Below are 17,464 nucleotides of genomic sequence, written 5' to 3'. Positions count from 1 at the left end.
GAATATCACTGAAACAAGGAGAGATTCATGTCTGCACGACTAGACCCCGCCTACCGCGCCGAGGCCATCGACGCGCTGGGCGACGAAGAGATCGATGTGCTGGTGATCGGCGGCGGCGTGGTCGGCGCCGGCGCCGCACTGGACGCCGCCTCCCGCGGGCTGAGCGTCACCCTGGTGGAAGCCAGGGACTTCGCGGCGGGCACGTCCAGCCGCTCCAGCAAGCTCATCCACGGCGGGCTGCGCTACCTCGAGCAGCTCGACTTCTGGCTGGTGCGGGAGGCTTTGAAGGAACGCGGCCTGCTGCTGAACAAGCTGGCGCCGCATCTGGTGCGCCCGGTCTCGTTCCTGCTGCCGCTCCAGCACCGGGTGTGGGAGCGCGCGTACATCGGTGCGGGCGTCGCCCTGTACGACACCATCGGCGGCGCCCGGGCGCTCCCGATGCACCGGCACCTTTCCCGCACGCGCGCACTGGAATTGGCGCCCGCGCTGCGCGCGGACTCGATGACCGGAGCCATCCGCTACTTCGACGCACAGGTCGACGACGCGCGGCACACGATGACGATCGCCCGCACCGCGGCCCAGCACGGCGCGACCGTGCTGACCCGCACCAAGGTGACCGGGCTGCTGCGCGACGGCGACCGGGTGGTCGGCGCGCACGTCACCGATCTCGAGACCGGGTGTGAGTACACCGTGCGCGCCCGCCGGGTGATCAGCGCGACCGGCGTGTGGACCGACGAGATGAACCGGATGACCGGCGTCGAATTCCCGTTCCACGTGCGCACTTCCAAGGGCGTGCACATCCTGGTGCCGCGCGAGCGGCTGGACCTGGACACCGGGCTGATCATGCGCACGGAGAAGAGCGTGCTGTTCGTCATCCCGTGGCACCAGCACTGGATCATCGGCACCACGGACACGGATTGGTCGCTGGACAAGGATCATCCGGCCGCGAGCAACGCCGACGTGCAGTACATCCTCGATCACGTCAACGCGGTGCTGCGCGAGCCGCTGACCCGCGACGACATCGTCGGCACCTACGCCGGGCTGCGCCCGCTGGTGTCCGGCGCGTCCAGTGACACCGCGAAGCTGTCGCGGGAACACGCGGTGGCGGAACCGGTTCCGGGGCTGTTCGTGATCGCGGGCGGCAAGTACACCACCTACCGGGTGATGGCGGCCGACGTGGTGGACGCCGCGGTGCAGGGTCTCGGCCGCGCGGTCGCGCCGTCGGTGACCGACAAACTGCCGCTGCTCGGCGCGGTCGGCTACCAGGAGATGGCCGCCGACCTGGCCGGCGTGGCGCAGCGCGCCGGGCTGTCGACGACGACCGTCGAGCACCTGCTCGGCCGGTACGGCTCCGCGGTGCACGACCTGTTCGAGCTGATCGCCGAGGATCCCACGCTGGCCCAGCCGCTCACCGGCGCCGAGGAATACCTCGCCGCCGAGATCGTCTACGCGGTAACCCACGAGGGCGCACTGCATCTCGACGACGTGCTCACTCGCCGCACCCGCATCTCCATCGAGGCATCGGACCGCGGCCTGCTCGCCGCCCCCGAGGTCGCCATGCTGATCGGCGCCCGGCTCGGCTGGGATGCCGCCGACGCCGAGCGCGAACTCTCCCGCTACCGCGGCCGCGTCGAGGCCGAGCTGGCCGCCAACCAGGCGGCCGACGACGAGGCCGCGAACGCCGCCCGCCTGGTCGCCGTCGCCTGACCCGTCTCCCCGTCGGCGAGCCGGCAGCTCCGAGCTCGCCGACGGGGAGCTACGCCTGGCGTGGTTGACCTCAACCTCGGTTCAGGGTGAACGATCGAGGGCATGACGAGATCAGCTGATTTCTGGAATTCCGCCTACGACAACGACATCGCGCCGTGGGTGATCGGTGAACCGCAGCCCGCGATCGTCGCGCTGGAACGCGACGGCTGGATCCGCGGGCGGGTGCTCGATTCCGGTTCCGGCGCGGGTGAGCACACGATCCTGCTGACCAAGCTCGGGTACGACGTGCTCGGTATCGATCTGTCCGCCAGCGCGGTCGGATTCGCGCGCGGAAACGCTGCCGCGCAAGGGGTTCCGGGCGCGAAGTTCGAGGTGGCCGATGCCATCGCGTTCGGGGCCGCCGAGCACGCGCCGGTCTTCGACACGATCGTGGACAGCGCGCTGTTCCACGTCTTCGGCACCGAACCCGAGCCCCGCGCCGCCTACGTGCGCAGCCTGCACGCGCTCTGCAGGCCGGGCGGATTGGTCAACATTCTCGCGCTCTCGGCTGCCGGACCAGGGTTCGGGCCGCAGATCAGCGACTCGGTGATCCGCGAATCATTCACCGACGGTTGGGAATTGGCGGATATCCAGGCAACCTACTATCGCGGCAGGGTCACCGCGGCGGCGCTCGAACAGAACCCGGACCTCGGTGTGCCCGAGGGCGGTTCCATCGATCTCATCGCCTGGTTGGCCCGCATCCGGCGGGTCTAGCACCGGATCGAGTAGCGCCTAGGCGTCCATTCCGCTGTGCCCGGCCGGGGTCGACTCGTCGGTTTCGAGATCGGCCCCCTGCGGATGCTCGTCGGCGTGCGTCGGCTTCGAATGCTCTTGCGCGAAATCCGGCTCCTGCTGCTGTACTTCGGCCGTCGTCGGATCCTTCTGCGGTCCACTCATGGCGGCCGGATACCCGTTCTCGATCCGCGCATGCAGATGCATGTCGTGCCAGCCGTCGGCATGCAGCCCCGCGCTGCGCATGGTCCCCTCCAGCGCGAAGCCGAGCTTGGCGGCCACCCGGCAGGACGGCTGGTTGGCCACCGAGTGGGACAGCTGTAGTCGATGGAAACCCACCGCGAAGGCCCAGTTCATCATCGCGACGACCGCACGCGGCGTCACCGCCCGGCCGCGCGCGGCAGGCATCGTCCAGTAGGCGACCTCGGCCACGCCGCCGGCCAGCTCCAGGTTCTTCAGCGCGGCCCGGCCGACGAGTCGCCCGGTCCCGAGGTCGGCGACGGCCCAGTTGGCGGCGGTGCCGGTGCGCCAGGCCCGGGCCCACCGTTCGAGCCAGTCCCGCACCTCCGCGACCGAGTCCGCGCCGCGGACGTGCCAGCGCTGGATGGCGGGATCGCGGTAGGCCTCGAAGACCTCGGGTGCGTCAGCGGTTGTCCACGGTCGCAGCAGCAGCCCGTCGCCGGTGGCGATCTCCGGCTGCGCCGATCGCGTGAACCGCTCGGCGGCGACCAGGTCGTCGGTCAAAGCTGGCATGCGTCGATTCTTCCCGCCCGCGCCGCGCCTGACGCAACAAACGTGTTCGTGATCCCGCGCTGGCGCGGGTACCTCGCGTGCGCCGGATCGGCTGCTGGTCGGACGTCCGAAATGATCTAGGGTCGGGGGTATGGAGACGCTGGATGTGGTCGAGGCGGAGCGGGTATCCGCGCTGCTGGCGGCGGAGGCAAACGCGGTCGCGCTGTTCGACGAGGTGATCGCGCGCGGGATCCTCGCGCCGGGGAAGTACGAATCGGCGGTCAGCGACGAGGTGCGCGACCTGGCCGACGAGATGTTCGGCACCCGCCGGTTCTGGCACAAGCGGATCGTGCGATCCGGGATCAACACGCTCGAACCGTACGACTCGAACCCGCCGGACCGGATCATCGGCGCGGACGACATCTGCTTCCTGGACTTCGGGCCGATCTTCGCCGAGTGGGAGGCCGACTTCGGCCGCACCTACGTGCTCGGCGACGATCCGGCCAAGCTGAAGTTGCGCGACGCCCTGGAACCGTTCTGGGAGCAGGGCCGGGCCTACTTCGAGGCGCATCCGGATATCACCGGCGAACAGCTCTACGCCTGGGTCGCCGAGCAGGCGAAGGCGCAGGGCTGGGAGCTGACCGCGAAGATCGCCGGGCACCTGGTGGGCGAGTTCCCGCACAAGCAGATCTCCGGCACCGCGGTGACCTCCTATGTCGCGGAGGGCTCGACCCCGCCGATGCGGCGCCTCGATCCCAAGGGCCGGATCTGCCATTGGATCCTGGAGATCCACCTGGTCGACAGCAAGAACAACATCGGCGGCTTCTTCGAGCAACTGCTCGACATCCGGCCGCCGGCGGAGTAGCTCAGCGCTGCTCCGCGGCGGCGGCGATGTCGTCGAGGTCGCGGCGGAGCATGCGGCGGGTCGGTCCCTCGAGCAGCTTGCCGATGAAGGCGGCCACCCGGCCGACCTTGCCGTGTGGCTTCCCCTCGAAACCCAGTGCCAGCAGGGTGTTGTCGCCCTTGGCCGTGACGGTGAAGATGGACCGGTAGTGGGTGCCGTGCGAATCGGCCTCGGTGGTGTAGGACTGGCCGGGCACGATGGCCGTCACGGTCATGGTCTCGGTGGCGGACTTGCCCAGCATCACCCTGGTCTCTCGCCAGCTGGTGCCGACCTCGAAGCCGGTGCCGCTATCGACCCGTTCCAGCGCGGTGATTCCCCGGATGACCTCGGCGGTGCGATCGAGGTCGGTGATCACCGACCAGACCCGTTCCGGCGGGACGGCGATCTCGCGGGTAACCGTGATCATGGACAAAACGCGCCTCCTTCGACCGCCGACACCGGCCGCATCCGGCCGAACTACCGGCAAGTTCTATCACAGCACGGGCTGGCCGATGGCCGCGAGCAGGTCGTTCGCGGCCATCGATCCGGGCGCCCTGCCGTCGCGAGCGAATGAGTTGGCCAGCACCTGGATCCGCTCGTTGACCGGGGTCGGTACGCCGTGCAGGCGGCCGAGCAGCACGATTTCGCCGTTGAGGTAGTCGGTTTCGATGGTGCCGGTGCCGCGGGCCAGGCTCTGCCAGGACGAGCTGCCGGACCGGCGGGTGCTATCGATCCGCAAGATGTCGCCGCGCCGCGCCGCGTCCTGGGCCGGCGAGACGAACGGGATGCCCGCCGCCTCGAGCACGCGCATCCCCTCGGCCTTGGCCAAGTCGAGCAGCTCGGCGACGCCGTCGCCCGGCCGGACCGTCGCGTCGATCGCGTTGCCGAGGTTCATCAGCAGCTTGTGGTACTTCCAGCGCATGACGTCGGTCCGCGGCTCGGAATGGCAACCCGCCGAACGGAACGCCGCCGCAACGGCTTCCGCCGTCTCGTCCACGCCGGCGGGGTATCTGCCGATATCGAGGATGGCGGGCACCGGCCACGCGTACGGCTCCACGACGCCCGGTTCCAGGTGCGTGCTCGGGAACATCACGCAGACGCCGTACACATTCGGGAACAGGCGCAATGCCGCGCGCTCGTTGGCGACGCCGTTCTGCACGCACACGATCGGCGTCGCCGGATCGGCCACCGCGGCCAGATCCCGCAGCGCCGCTTCGGTATTCATGCTCTTCATCGCCAGCAGCACCACGTCGCCGGGCGCGCTGTCCAGCTCCGCCGGACTCGACACGGCCTCGATCGGCAGCGCCTCGGCGCCGTCCCCGGTCACCAGGCGCAGGCCGTCCGACCGGATCGCATCCAGGTGCGGCCCGCGCGCGATGAGCACGACCCGGTGCCCCGCCCGGTGCAGCAGCCCGCCGAGGCTGCCACCGACCGCGCCCGCTCCGTACACAATGAACCGCTTGGTAGCCATCCCCCGAGCCTGCCAGTTCGGGCCCGACGCCGCCTGTTCAGCCGGCCGCGACGCACTCGACCCGCTCGCGGTCACCCGTGCGCCCAGCCGGGATCAGTAGGATCGGTTCCGCTGTCGGGTGGGATTCCACTCCGGGTCGCATTCGCTCAGAAGGATGGCCGATGCTGCGTTTCTTCCTGTTCGGCGCGCTGGTTCCGCTGGTGGTGATCGTCGGCTTCGCCGCCGTCATCGGCGGCTGGGCCTGGTCGGTCGTGCTGGTCCTGCTCGGGGGCCTGCTGCTGCTCGGCGTCTACGACCTGTTGCAGCGCAAGCATTCGTTGCTGCGGAACTACCCGTTGCTCGGGCACCTGCGCTATCTGCTCGAAGAGATCCGGCCGGAGATCCAGCAGTACTTCGTCGAGCGCAACTTCGACGGCCGCCCCTACGACCGCGAGGTCCGCTCGACGATCTATGAGCGCGCCAAGGGAATTCACGGCGAGCAGTCCTTCGGCACCGAGCGCGACCTGAGCGCGATCGGCAGCGAGTACCTGGTGCATTCGATCGCGCCGGCGCCCGCACCCGCGGAGCCGCCGCGGGTCATGGTCGGCGGGCCGGATTGCACCAGGCCCTACGCGATGTCGCTGCTGAACGTCTCGGCCATGAGCTTCGGCGCGCTGTCCGCCAATGCCATCCGCGCCCTGAATCGCGGTGCGGCCCTTGGCGGTTTCGCGCACGACACCGGCGAAGGCGGACTCACCTCCTATCACCTGGAAGGCGGCGGCGACCTGATCTGGGAGCTGGGGTCGGGCTACTTCGGCGCCCGCACCGAGGCAGGCGAATTCGACCCGGCGCGGTTCGCGGACAAGGCCGCCCACGACCGGGTCAAGGCAATCTCGGTGAAGCTCAGTCAAGGCGCGAAGCCGGGCATCGGCGGCGTGCTCCCCGCGGCGAAGGTGACCGCGGAGATCGCAGGCTTCCGCGGCGTGCCCGCGCACGTGAAATGCGTGAGCCCGCCGATGCATTCGGCCTTCTCGACGCCGCGGGAGATGATCGAGTTCATCGCCCGCCTGCGCGAGCTGTCCGGCGGCAAGCCGGTCGGCTTCAAGCTCTGCGTCGGCTCCCGGATCGACGTGATCGCGTTCTGCAAAGCCATGGTGGCCGAGGGGATCACGCCGGATTTCATCACGGTGGACGGTGCCGAGGGCGGAACCGCCGCCGCGCCACTGGAATACGAGGACCACGTCGGCCTGCCGCTCACCGACGGGCTGATGACCGTGCACAACGCGCTGGTCGGCACCGGCTTGCGGGATCGGATCAAGCTGGGCGCCAGCGGAAAGGTCGCCACCGCGAGCGATATCGTCATCCGGCTGATCCAGGGCGCGGACTTCACCAACTCCGCGCGGGCCATGATGATGGCGGTCGGCTGCATCCAGGCCATGGTCTGCCACACCAACAGGTGCCCGGTCGGCGTGGCCACCCAGGACCCCAAGCGCGCCCGCGCACTCGACGTCGCCGACAAGAGCATTCGGGTCCAGCGCTACCACCAGGCCGTGGTCGAGCAGGCCGTCGGACTGATGGCCACCCTCGGCGTGCAGCGGCCGGCCGACCTCACCCCGCACATGCTGCGCAAACGGATTTCCGCGACCACCGTCCGCTCCTACGCCGAACTCTACGAATGGCTCGCCCCCGGTGAGCTTCTCGCGGACACCCCCGCGGCCTGGCGCGCGGACTGGAACTACGCCTCGGCCGACTCGTTCCGGATCAACGCGCCGCATCCCGCCGCGCGGTGAGTCGTCAGGCGACCTCGGTTCCGCAATCGCGGTGCGCGGCAACGCCATAACCGGGCACATTGATGCCGGGCACGTCCGCGCCCAGCGCGATGACCTGGTTCAGCGTGTTGTGATGCTGCTGCACCTCGGCGATCTGGCCGTCCCGGAACCGAATCTCACTGAGAAAGGTCGCGTGGTAATGCCGTTGGCTCTCCAGCGCGGTGAAGTCGCCCTCGATATTGGCGAACCAGGAGTGCGGCGCGGCGAACGGGCGCACGGCGATGCGGCACAGGCTGCCCGGCTGCCACAGCTCGGTGCTCCACCAGAGCATGCTCTCGCCCAGCTCCGCGCGGCCCTGGATGGTGTCCGGCAGACCGGGCAGCTGCCACGGCGCGTGGAACCGCACGTCGGCGGTGACCAGGTCCAGGATCTGCTCGTGGTCCTGGAGGAAGAGAAGTTCGTAGAAGCGTTCGATCGCGGCGCGTTCGACGGCCGCGTCGGGCAGTCCGGCGGAGCCGTCGCGCCGGGCGCCGATGCGTCTGCGCTGCTGCGGAGCGGTTGTCATGCTGATCATCCCAAGCCCTTCCGTCGTGCCGGTCGATCGCTCGAAGATGAGTCAGCAAATCATGAGCAAACATGAGCCGTCAACGAGTATCGGCAACATCCGCTGTGGTGCTCACCACTGGTCAGCGCCACGCCCGGGCGGCATCGGCGCGCTTGCCGACCACCGTCGGCCGCCATAACCTGGGAATCGAAGGTGTGCCAGGTCGGGCTGTGCCGTCGAGGTCGGGGCTCGGCGACCAACGGGGGAAAGAACTACCGCGTTTCGTGATCGGGGCCAGTGTCGATGTCGATGATTCTCTTTCTCCTCCTGCAGCCGTTCCTCGGCGACGAAGCCGCCCAGCAGTTGGCGATACAGTTCCGGCTGGGCCCCGACAACTGACGGGGGCGCACTGGCGAAAGCACACTCTCGCGGGCCGGTAAACTGCTGAGCGGGATAGTAAGTCGAGGGTGCGCAGCGGGAAGCGCACGGCGAACACAGGAGAATCATGTCGAGTCGCCGCTTCCGATCCAGTGTTGCCGGGATAGTCGTCCTGGTCACCGCGCTGGTGGTTGCCGGTTGTTCCGCGTCGGAGTCGAAGAAGCCGGGATCGGCCGACCCCGCGCCTCCCGCCATCTCCATCACCCCGGCGTCGGGCGCGAAGGATGTCGATCCGAAGGCTCCGGTCCAGGTGACCGCGGGTGACGGCGTGCTGACCTCGGTCACCATGACCAACGAGAAGGGCAAGCCCATCGAGGGCATCCTCACGCCGGACAAGACGGCGTGGAAGCCCACCGAGCCGGTCGGCTACGGCCACACGTACACGATCACCGCCGAGGGCCTCACCATCACCGGCCGCAGCGGCCCGTTGACCTCGACGTTCTCCACGCTGACGCCGAACAACCAGACCAAGGTGTACTTCGAGACCACCGGCGGCGGACTGCTCGACGGCGGCACCTTCGGCGTGGGCGCGGTGATCGCCGCGCACTTCGACGAGGACGTCCCGGACCGGGCGCTCGCCGAGAAGCGGCTGAAGGTCACCACGACCCCGCCGCTGGAGGGCTCCTGGTACTGGCTCGACAACCAGCACGTGCACTGGCGGCCGAAGGAGTACTACCCGTCCGGCACCAAGGTCTCGGTCGAGGCCAACATCTACGCCGTCGACCTCGGCGGCGGCCTGTACGGCCAGGAGGACAGCAAGGCGTCGTTCACCATCGGCGCCTCGCACGTCTCCATCGCCGACGACAACAACAAACAGGTCCAGGTCTTCGAGAACGGCAAGCTGATCCGTTCCATGCCGACCTCGATGGGCATGGGCGGCAGCGAGAACGTCGGCGGCAAGACCATCACCTTCTGGACCCAGCCCGGCGTCTACACGGTGATGAGCAAGGCCAACCCGGTGATCATGGACTCCTCCACCTTCGGCCTGCCGGTCAACTCCCGGCTCGGCTACAAGGAGACCATCAACTGGGCGACCCGGATCAGCACCGACGGCATCTATCTGCACGAGCTGGCATCCACGGTGTGGGCGCAGGGCAACACCAACACCTCGCACGGCTGCCTGAACCTGAGTCCGGAGAACGCGCGGTGGTTCTACGACTTCGCGGTGCCCGGCGACGTGGTCGAGGTCCGCAATACCGGCGGCGCGCCGCTCGACGTCTGGCAGAACGGCGACTGGGGTCTGTCCTGGGATCAGTGGCAGGCCGGCAGCGCGCTGAAGTAATAAGGCCAGCAGCTTCGGACTGGCTCCCGACAAGACGGGTGGATCGCTCGTAACGTCGGGATGTGGACGAAAACCTTGCCGACGACCTCGCCGAGTTGCCCGCACTGCTGGACGCGGTCCGCGAGTCGGCGACGGACATACTGACCGGCATCGAGACGCGGCCGGTCGCGCGGGCGCCGAAAGCGGTGGGGACCGAGGAGCTTCCGGAGCGCGGCGTCGGCCTGCGTGCGGCGCTCGCGCGGTTCCGGGAACGGTGGGAACCGCAGTTCTCCGGGAGCGCGGGGCCGCGCTACTTCGGCTTCGTCACCGGTGGCGCCACGCCGGCGGCGGTCGCGGGCGATTGGCTGACCGGCGTGCTCGATCAGAACGCCATGTCGGGCGAGGATTCCGCGGCGGTCGAGCTGGAACGCCAGACGGTGCGCTGGATCGGGCGAATGTTCGGGCTGGAGCAGCACAGCGGGGCGTTCGTCAGCGGGGCGACCATGTCGAATTTCGTCGGCCTGGCTATCGCGCGGGAGTGGCTCGGTGACCAGCTGGGCATTTCGGTGGCGCAGGCCGGCGTGGGCGCGCTCGGGGCGGTGCCGGTGTTGTCGGGGACGCCGCACTCCAGCATCGTGAAGTCGTTGTCCATGCTCGGCATCGGCCGGGACAGTCTGCGATTGGTGCCGACCCGGCCGGGGCGGGAGGCGATCGATGTGGATCGGCTCGCCGAAGCGCTTGCGGCGCTGGACGGCAGGCCGGCGATCGTGGTCGCCAACGCGGGCACGGTGAACACCGTCGACTTCGACGACCTACGCGCGATTGCCGCACTGCGGCAACGGTATCCGTTCTGGTTGCACGTCGACGGGGCGTTCGGCGCGTTCGCGGCGCTGACGCCGGAGCATGCCGAGCTGGTCGATGGCCTGGGTGCGGCGGATTCGGTGTGCGTCGATCTGCACAAGTGGTTGAACGTGCCCTACGACGCGGCGGTGCAGTTCACCCGGCATCGGGATCTGCAACTGCGCGTCTTTCTGAATTCCGCCGCGTACCTGACCTCCCCCGGCGACACACCGGATTTCGGGCATCTGGTCCCGGAGAACTCGCGACGGTTGCGTGCGCTCACCGCGTGGTTCTCGCTGACCGCGTACGGGCGCGACGGTCACCGTGACATCGTGCAGCGCAACATCGCCAGTGCGAACAGCCTGGCCGAGCAGCTCACCGCGAGCGGCCTGCTCCGGCTGGTCGCGCCGGTCCGGCTCAACGTCGTCTGCTTCACCCTGACCGACCGGCCGACCGCCGAGCGGGTCGGCGCACTGGTCGATGCCATCGCCGAGACCGGCGAAACCTTCGTGACACCAACGGTTTACGCCGGTGAGCCGGCGGTGCGCGCCGCGTTCAGCAACTGGCGCACGACCGGCGCCGACGTGGACCGGGCGGCCAAGGCGATCACCGCGGCGGCACTCGCCCTGTCCTGACCGTCAACCGGTCGCCTCGGTGGCGGCCGGCGCGTGGAAGCCGGGACCGGGCAGCGGTTCGACGTCGCTCGGGTCGATGTCGGCGCGGCAGTGCGCGCACACCGTCACCGGCGTGATCGCGTGACCGCACGTGCGGTGTTCGAGAATCAGCGGCGGCCCGTCCGGATGGGCGAGGTGCCGGTCGCCCCAGGCGGACATGGCGATGATGATCGGATACAGCTCGCGGCCCGCGGCGGTGAGGTGGTAGTCGACCCGGCCGCCGCCCTCGTCGGTGCGCGCGAAGATGCCCGCGTCGACCAGCATGCGCAGGCGACCGGTGAGCAGGTTGCGGTTGGTGATGCCGATATTGCGGGCGAAATCGCTGAATCGGCGCACGCCGAAGAACGCCTCGGCGATGACCAGCATGCTCCACCGGTCGCCGAGCAACTCGGCGACGCGGGTCACCGAATCATCGGCCGGGCGTCGGATGGTCATGCGGATATCTTCGCATTCGTCATCGGTATTGCATTCCTACCGTTGGTATCGGAATAATACTACTCAGCCGAGCGCAGCGCGCCGGCCCGGGCCGATGAGGTGGGAGTCCCATGACGTCAGAGCAGTCGATCGCCGATTACCTCCGGTTGCTCGATCCCGCGGAGCGGCCGGACCCCTATCCGCTGTTCGCCCGGCTGCGGGAGCGCGGGCCGTTCCGGATCGGCAGCGCGCCGGTCGTCATCGTGCCCGGCCACGCCGACTGCACGGCGGTGCTGCGCGACCCGCGGGTGAGCGTCGACCGCTCGCTGGGCAGGCTGCAGCTCAGCTCGATGCCGATCTACGACTCCTCGAATACCACTGCGGCACAGACGAAGCCGTCTTTCCTGTTTCTCGATCCACCGGACCACACGCGGTTGCGGCGGCTGGTGTCCAAGGCATTCACCCCGCGCGTGGTGCAGCAGCTCGAGCCGCGGATCACCGAGCTGGTCGACGACATCCTCGACAAACATTCGGCGGCAGGCACATTCGATGCCGTCACCGAGTTCGCCTATCCGCTGCCGGTGACCGTCATCTGCGAGCTGCTCGGCGTGCCGCTGGAAGACGAAGCGCAGCTGAGCCATTGGTCCTCGCTGCTGTCGCGCACGCTGGACCCCACGTCCAGGCATGCCGCCGAGCATCAGGTCGATCCGGCCGAATTACAGCGCGCCGGAACCGAACTCAGCCGTTACTTCGAGCGCCTGACCGAACGCCGCCGCACCGACCCTGGACCGGACCTGCTCTCCCAGCTGCTCGCGGCGGAGGACGCCGGGGAGGTGCTCACCCACGACGAGCTGATCTCCACCTGCGCGCTGCTGCTGGTCGCCGGGCACGAGACGACGGTCAACCTGATCTCGAACGCGACGCTCGCACTGCTGCGCCGTCCCGCGGAACTCGCCGCGCTGCGCGCGAATCCCGAACGGGCACCGGGCGTTGTCGAGGAGACGCTGCGGTTCGATCCGCCGGTGCAGTTGATTCCGCGCATCGCCGCCGACGATATACCGGTGGGCGACCTCACCGTCGAACGCGGCGAGCTGGTGGTGCTGCTGATCGCCGCCGCACAGCGCGACCCGGCCGGGTTCGCCGACCCGGATCGCTTCGACCCGGCGCGGGACAACCGCCACCTCGCGTTCGGCCTGGGCGCCCACTTCTGCCTGGGCGCGCCGCTGGCCCGGCTCGAGGCGCGGATCGCGCTCACCCGGCTCGCCCAACGCGTCGAATCGCCGCGCCTGCTCACCGATCCGCCGGTCTATCGCGAACACGTGAACCTGCGCGGGCCTGCACGGATGCCGATCGAGTACGCCGCGATCCGGCCGCGTCAACCGTCGTAGGAGGTGTGCGGCGTCCACTCGTCGAAGGGCCGGATCGCGGCGGCGTGCAGCGCCGCGGCGACCCGATCCCTGGTGAACGCGCCCTCGCCGAGCACACCGTTGATCTGCACCGCGACGGCGCGAAAACCCTTGGGCGCCAGCGTGGTATCCAAGCTGGTGACCAGATTGCGCACCGCCGCCTTCTGCACGCCGAGCGACGCGGCCTGATTCCACGGCTTGTCCGCCGCCGCGCTCCCGGTGACCAGCACCCGCGCGCCCTCGGCGAAGAACGGCAGCGCCGACTGGACGGCGGGCAGCAGCGCGGCCGCGCCGATGGTGAAGTCCTCGATCAGCTCCGGCACCGACAGCTGCAACGGATCCGACTGCCGGAACATGCTCGGGTTGAAATGCAGCACGTCGATCCGGCCGTGCTGCTCCCCCACCGCGGTCACCACGCGGGCGATGTCGGCCGGATCGGACAGATCGACGCCGACGCCCTCCGCGTCGAAGCCCTCGCCGCGCAGCTGTGCGGCCAGCGGCTCGGCCTCCGAGGGTAACCGGCAGGCGAGAAATACCGCATAACCGTCATCGGCGAACAGCCGGGCGACAGCCAATCCGACACCGGGACCGGCGCCGAGCACGAGAAGCACGGGAGCAGACATGATCCCGAGCCTAGAGCCCCGGTCGCCGCGCCCTCGATTTCCGCTGTCTATCCAGGGATGATCCGAGTATTACGCGCGCGTGCGTACTCTCGAACGAGTCGGACGAAGAACAAGACGGCGAGGAACGATCCGTGGCGCGAGTGCCGAGGAAAGAGCAGGGCACAGAGTCTGCGGCAATGGCCGACGACGACACAGTCGAGTTTGCCCGGGTCACCGACCCGCCCGCGCGGCCCGCGCGGCATCGGCGCGCCGCGCCGAAGGCACGGCGGGTGGCCGCGAAACCACCCCGTGGGACGGCGAAACCGCATCGGCTGCGCAGTGCGGCGAAGATCGGGGTGCGGGTCGTCGTCTCGGTGACCGCGCTCGCGGTGCTCTCCGGCACCGGGTTCGCCTGGTCGGCCAAGATCGACTTCAACAACGGGTTCAACCGCACGGACGCGATCGGCGCCGACGCGCCCCGCTCGCTCGGCGGTGACCTGAACATCCTGCTGATCGGCCTGGACTCGCGCAAGGATCAGAACGGCAACGCCCTGTCGAAGGAGATCCTGGACCAGTTGCACGCGGGCGACAGCGACGACGGCGGCTACAACGCCAATTCGCTGATCCTGCTGCACATACCGGCGGACATGCAGAAGATCGTCGCGTTCTCCATCCCGCGCGACGACTACGTCGCGGTCTCCGGCATCCCCGGCTACGACCACGTCAAGATCAAAGAGTCGTATGGCCTGAAGAAGGCGGACGCCGAGGCCAAGCTGATCGCCAAGGGCGAGAAGGATCAGGTCACCCTCGAACGCGCGGGGCGCGAGGCCGGACGCGCGTCCATCGTGTCCACCGTCCGCAACCTCACCGGCGTGCCGATCGACCGGTTCGCCGAGGTCGCCCTCGCCGGGTTCTATCACCTGGCCGAGGCGCTCGGCGGCGTCGACGTGTGCCTGAACAAGGCGGTCGACGACAGCTACTACTCCGGTGCGAAGTTCCCCGCCGGGCCGCAGCACCTGAACGGTTCCGAGGCGCTCGCCTTCGTCCGCCAGCGCCACAACCTGGACAACGGCGACCTCGACCGGACCCACCGGCAGCAGGCGTACCTCACCTCGGTCGCCAAGTCGCTCAAGGATTCCGGCACGCTGACCAACTTCGGCAAGCTGAACGACCTGATGAAGGTGGCGCACCAGGACGTGGTGCTGTCGGACAACTGGGACCTGCTCGACTTCGCCAAGAACCTGGGTGCGGCGGGCTCGATTTCGGTCGAGTTCCGGACGCTGCCGGTGTTGCGCTACGACAACATCAACGGGCAGGACGTGAACATCATCGATCCGGCCGCGATCAAGAAGGAGGTGCGGGCCGCCTTCGGAGTCCAGGCGCCGAACCCCACCCCGGCCCGTCCGCCGACCAGCACGGTCGACGTGCAGAACGCGGGCAGCGCGACCGGCATGGCGGGCAAGCTGTCCACCGCGCTGACCAACCTCGGCTATCGCGAGGGTGAGGTCGGCAACCTGGGCAGCACCCTCACCACGACCAAGATCACCTACGGGGCCGGCGCCGAGGCGGACGCGACCCACCTGGCCGAGACCCTCGGCGGACTCACGCCGACCGCCTCGCCGAACGTCACCGCGGGACACATCCAGGTCACCCTCGGCAGCGACTTCACCATGCCCACCGAATTGGCCGCGAGCACGAGCACACCGACCACCGCGTCGACCACGCAGGCCACGCCGACGACCACCGCCGACCCCGCGCCCGATGCCGGCAAGCCGGTCACGACGACGATCGGCAGCACGATCCCCTGCGTGAACTGACCTACTGCTCGACGAACGCCTTGATGCGGTTCAACGTCTCCCGCATGCCCTCGACGTTCGTCTTGTTGCGTGCCCGTCCGGCCAGCAGCCAGTACACCCGCAGGACGGGGTTGCTGTGCAGGTGGAACGACTCGGTGACGTCGGTGCCGCCCTCGACCGGATCGAAGCGGTAGGTCCAGGTGTTGATGGACATGCCGCCGGGGCCGAGGACGGTGAACGCGAATTCGCGGCCGGGGTCCGAGGCGATGATCCGACACACGGTCCAGTACTTGAGGCCCCAGCCGTTGCGGTTGACGTGTCCGCGGAACTTCACCCCGACCGCGGGCTCGGTGGCGCCGCCCAGCCATTCGGCGGCGAAGGTCTCCGGGCTGAACTTCCCGGTGTTCGTGATATCGCTGACCAGCGCCCAGATCTTGTCGGCGGGCGCGGCCATTCGCACTGTCACACTGTCCTGCATGCTCGAACGCTAGCAGGAGTAAGCACCGCGCTACCGAGTGTCGGAGCGCGCGGTCAGCGCGTCGAACTCCGCGGTCCAGCGGTCCGGGTCGGCCAGTAGCGCGCCGGGCGGCAGCTCCCAGTAGGCGGCGAGCAGGTCGTAGCCGAGGTGGGCGGTGGCGGCGTGGGCAGGCCAGTGCGCGGCGGTCCACCGCGGATCCTCGGTGGCCGAGTCGATTCCGGTGCGGGCGACGCCGACCAGTTCGAATTGCAGCTGCTGGGTCAGCGCGACGGCCGGGGCGCCCGCCGGCTCGGTGCGCGAAAGTTCCAGCAGGGCACGGGCGACGGCGCAGACCCGGACCTCGATCCAGCGGAAGGTGCGGCGGTGCGCGCGCGGGACGACGACGTGCGGGACGAGTACCGCGACGCCGACGCCGATCACGGTCTCGATGAAGCGATCTCGGATCAGCGGCGCGACGGCACCGCCGGGCGCGCTGCCGACGGCGAGCAACGCGATCGGCGTGATGAAGATCGCGGCGAGGGCGTAATTGCGCGGCACGAACAGCTCCATGCCGAACAGCAGCGCGGCGACCAGTGCGATGAGGGCGTAGCCGGTGAACGCGAGCTGATGGATCACGCCGAAGAACGCCAATCCCACGACCGTGCCGACGAAGCGGTGAATGCCGCGCACCTTGCCGCGGACCCGGTCCGGGCCGATCTGCAACACCATCAGCGCGGTGAACACCGCCCAGTGCGGGCGGTCCTGGCCGAGCAGGGCGCTGAGTCCGCCGGCCACCAGGCAGGCGACGCCGACGCGGAAGGCGCTGATGGTGGCGTGGGAGTCGAACGACAGGGAACGGCGCAGGCGGAACCAGACGCCGGGACGGACGAACGAGATCAACGGGTCGACGACCAGGTCGTTGGTGTCGTCGTAGGCGGGGCCGGCGAGGCGGCGGCGGGCGGCGACCAGGGTGGCCAGCAGTTCCGAATCCGGTGCTCTGCTCGGCAATCCCGCGTCGTAGACCGCGGCCCAGGCCTCCGCGACCGCGCCGCCCGCCTGATGGCGCAGGTCGATGGCGGGGCGGCCGGCGGCCCGCGCCGACAGGTAGGCGTCGACGGCGTCGATCGCGGCCGCCACGGCGACTCGCTCTGGCTTGCGGCGGTCGCGCAGGGCACCGGCCATCGAGGCCAGCACCGAGGCGCCGACGCCGAATGCCGTGCCGGACAACAGCGCCGCCGTCGAGATGCCCGCCTCGGCGGCCATCATCGCGCCGCCGCAGGCGATCACGAACAGCAGCGCACCCGGTGGACCGAGGCGCAGCGCATCGATCGCGTAGACGGCGACCACCGCGACGATCGTCAGCGTGGTCACCGTGAGCAGCGAGGCGCCGAGCCCGCCGGCGAGCCCGTGGCCGAGCAGCGCGCCGACGCCGCAGGACGCGAGCAGCGCGAGACCGGCGGTGAGCACGACCCCCGCGCGCATCCGATACGCCCGGCGCTCCCCGTACATCACCGCGAACGCGCCGAACAGCACGAACAACGCCTTCTCCGGATGCCCCGCCGCCACCACCAGCGCGGCGGGCAGCGCGAACGCCGCCGCGGATCGCAGGCCCGCACTCCAGCGCCGTCCCGCGGGCGGCAGCGCGAACAGCAGCTCGCCGATTCGCCCTTGCGGCGGCAGTGGGTCGGAGACCGACGGGACCATGGACATCCTTCCTGTT

Annotated in this window: 16 protein-coding genes; 8 read left to right on the top strand and 8 right to left on the bottom strand. The window is 69.4% G+C overall.

Annotated elements, in window-relative coordinates:
* Positions 1-27: 27 nt before the first annotated feature.
* Positions 28-1,707, top strand: coding sequence for a glycerol-3-phosphate dehydrogenase (gene glpD / locus ACFQ9K_RS00795; protein WP_378982638.1), 1,680 nt, complete (start codon positions 28-30; stop codon positions 1,705-1,707).
* 102 nt (positions 1,708-1,809) lie between these two features.
* The gene (locus ACFQ9K_RS00790; RefSeq protein ID WP_378722213.1) at positions 1,810-2,460 is read left to right on the top strand and encodes a class I SAM-dependent methyltransferase; all 651 of its coding nucleotides are present in this window, start codon (positions 1,810-1,812) and stop codon (positions 2,458-2,460) included.
* 18 nt (positions 2,461-2,478) lie between these two features.
* Here the strand turns inward: ACFQ9K_RS00790 and ACFQ9K_RS00785 are convergent, their stop codons facing one another.
* A complete protein-coding gene (locus tag ACFQ9K_RS00785) occupies positions 2,479-3,231 on the bottom strand; it encodes a GNAT family N-acetyltransferase (RefSeq protein ID WP_378722215.1) in 753 nt (250 codons plus the stop codon).
* Positions 3,232-3,370: 139 nt separating this feature from the next.
* Between ACFQ9K_RS00785 and ACFQ9K_RS00780 the strand changes: the two genes are divergently transcribed.
* Positions 3,371-4,075, top strand: coding sequence for a M24 family metallopeptidase (locus ACFQ9K_RS00780; RefSeq protein WP_378722241.1), 705 nt, complete (start codon positions 3,371-3,373; stop codon positions 4,073-4,075).
* 1 nt (position 4,076) lies between these two features.
* On the opposite strand, the gene ACFQ9K_RS00775 is transcribed toward ACFQ9K_RS00780, so the two are convergent.
* Together ACFQ9K_RS00775 and ACFQ9K_RS00770 are read right to left on the bottom strand one after the other, a co-directional pair.
* A complete protein-coding gene (locus ACFQ9K_RS00775; RefSeq protein ID WP_378722216.1) occupies positions 4,077-4,520 on the bottom strand; it encodes an SRPBCC family protein in 444 nt (147 codons plus the stop codon).
* 66 nt (positions 4,521-4,586) lie between these two features.
* Positions 4,587-5,564 carry a ketopantoate reductase family protein gene (locus ACFQ9K_RS00770; protein ID WP_378722217.1) on the bottom strand — a complete coding sequence of 326 codons (978 nt, stop codon included), beginning with the start codon at positions 5,562-5,564 and terminating at the stop codon, positions 4,587-4,589.
* Between the two features lie 161 nt (positions 5,565-5,725).
* On the opposite strand from ACFQ9K_RS00770, the gene ACFQ9K_RS00765 reads away from it, so the two are divergent.
* Positions 5,726-7,333, top strand: a complete 1,608-nt coding sequence (locus ACFQ9K_RS00765; RefSeq protein WP_378722218.1) for an FMN-binding glutamate synthase family protein — start codon at positions 5,726-5,728, stop codon at positions 7,331-7,333.
* A 4-nt stretch (positions 7,334-7,337) separates the two neighbouring features.
* Here the strand turns inward: ACFQ9K_RS00765 and ACFQ9K_RS00760 are convergent, their stop codons facing one another.
* A complete protein-coding gene (locus ACFQ9K_RS00760; protein ID WP_378722219.1) occupies positions 7,338-7,877 on the bottom strand; it encodes a nuclear transport factor 2 family protein in 540 nt (179 codons plus the stop codon).
* A gap of 484 nt (positions 7,878-8,361) precedes the next feature.
* On the opposite strand from ACFQ9K_RS00760, the gene ACFQ9K_RS00755 reads away from it, so the two are divergent.
* Positions 8,362-9,576, top strand: coding sequence for an Ig-like domain-containing protein (locus ACFQ9K_RS00755; RefSeq protein WP_378722220.1), 1,215 nt, complete (start codon positions 8,362-8,364; stop codon positions 9,574-9,576).
* 62 nt (positions 9,577-9,638) lie between these two features.
* Entirely contained in the window at positions 9,639-11,030 is a 1,392-nt protein-coding gene (locus ACFQ9K_RS00750; RefSeq protein WP_378722222.1) for a pyridoxal phosphate-dependent decarboxylase family protein, read from the top strand.
* Positions 11,031-11,033: 3 nt separating this feature from the next.
* Here ACFQ9K_RS00750 and ACFQ9K_RS00745 read toward each other — a convergent pair whose 3' ends face one another.
* The gene (locus tag ACFQ9K_RS00745) at positions 11,034-11,504 is read right to left on the bottom strand and encodes a winged helix-turn-helix transcriptional regulator (RefSeq protein ID WP_378722223.1); all 471 of its coding nucleotides are present in this window, start codon (positions 11,502-11,504) and stop codon (positions 11,034-11,036) included.
* Positions 11,505-11,614: 110 nt separating this feature from the next.
* On the opposite strand from ACFQ9K_RS00745, the gene ACFQ9K_RS00740 reads away from it, so the two are divergent.
* The gene (locus tag ACFQ9K_RS00740) at positions 11,615-12,871 is read left to right on the top strand and encodes a cytochrome P450 (RefSeq protein ID WP_378722224.1); all 1,257 of its coding nucleotides are present in this window, start codon (positions 11,615-11,617) and stop codon (positions 12,869-12,871) included.
* Here the strand turns inward: ACFQ9K_RS00740 and ACFQ9K_RS00735 are convergent.
* The gene (locus ACFQ9K_RS00735) at positions 12,859-13,512 is read right to left on the bottom strand and encodes an SDR family NAD(P)-dependent oxidoreductase (protein WP_378722226.1); all 654 of its coding nucleotides are present in this window, start codon (positions 13,510-13,512) and stop codon (positions 12,859-12,861) included. The two genes, ACFQ9K_RS00740 and ACFQ9K_RS00735, sit on opposite strands and share 13 nt — an antisense overlap.
* Before the next feature lie 176 nt (positions 13,513-13,688).
* Here ACFQ9K_RS00735 and ACFQ9K_RS00730 point away from each other — a divergent pair, with 176 nt between their 5' ends.
* Positions 13,689-15,308, top strand: coding sequence for an LCP family protein (locus tag ACFQ9K_RS00730; RefSeq protein WP_378722227.1), 1,620 nt, complete (start codon positions 13,689-13,691; stop codon positions 15,306-15,308).
* 1 nt (position 15,309) lies between these two features.
* Here ACFQ9K_RS00730 and ACFQ9K_RS00725 read toward each other — a convergent pair whose 3' ends face one another.
* Positions 15,310-15,765: an SRPBCC family protein gene (locus ACFQ9K_RS00725; protein WP_378722229.1), complete on the bottom strand. Its 456-nt coding sequence runs from the start codon at positions 15,763-15,765 to the stop codon at positions 15,310-15,312.
* Between the two features lie 30 nt (positions 15,766-15,795).
* Complete coding sequence (locus ACFQ9K_RS00720; protein ID WP_378722231.1) at positions 15,796-17,448, bottom strand: FUSC family protein; 1,653 nt, start codon at positions 17,446-17,448, stop codon at positions 15,796-15,798.
* Positions 17,449-17,464 lie beyond the last annotated feature (16 nt).

Source organism: Nocardia sp. NPDC056564 (genome assembly GCF_042793755.1).
Classification (GTDB): domain Bacteria; phylum Actinomycetota; class Actinomycetes; order Mycobacteriales; family Mycobacteriaceae; genus Nocardia.
The sequence above is the reverse complement of the archived record's forward strand: the minus strand, read 5'-3'. Positions and strand labels throughout refer to the sequence as shown.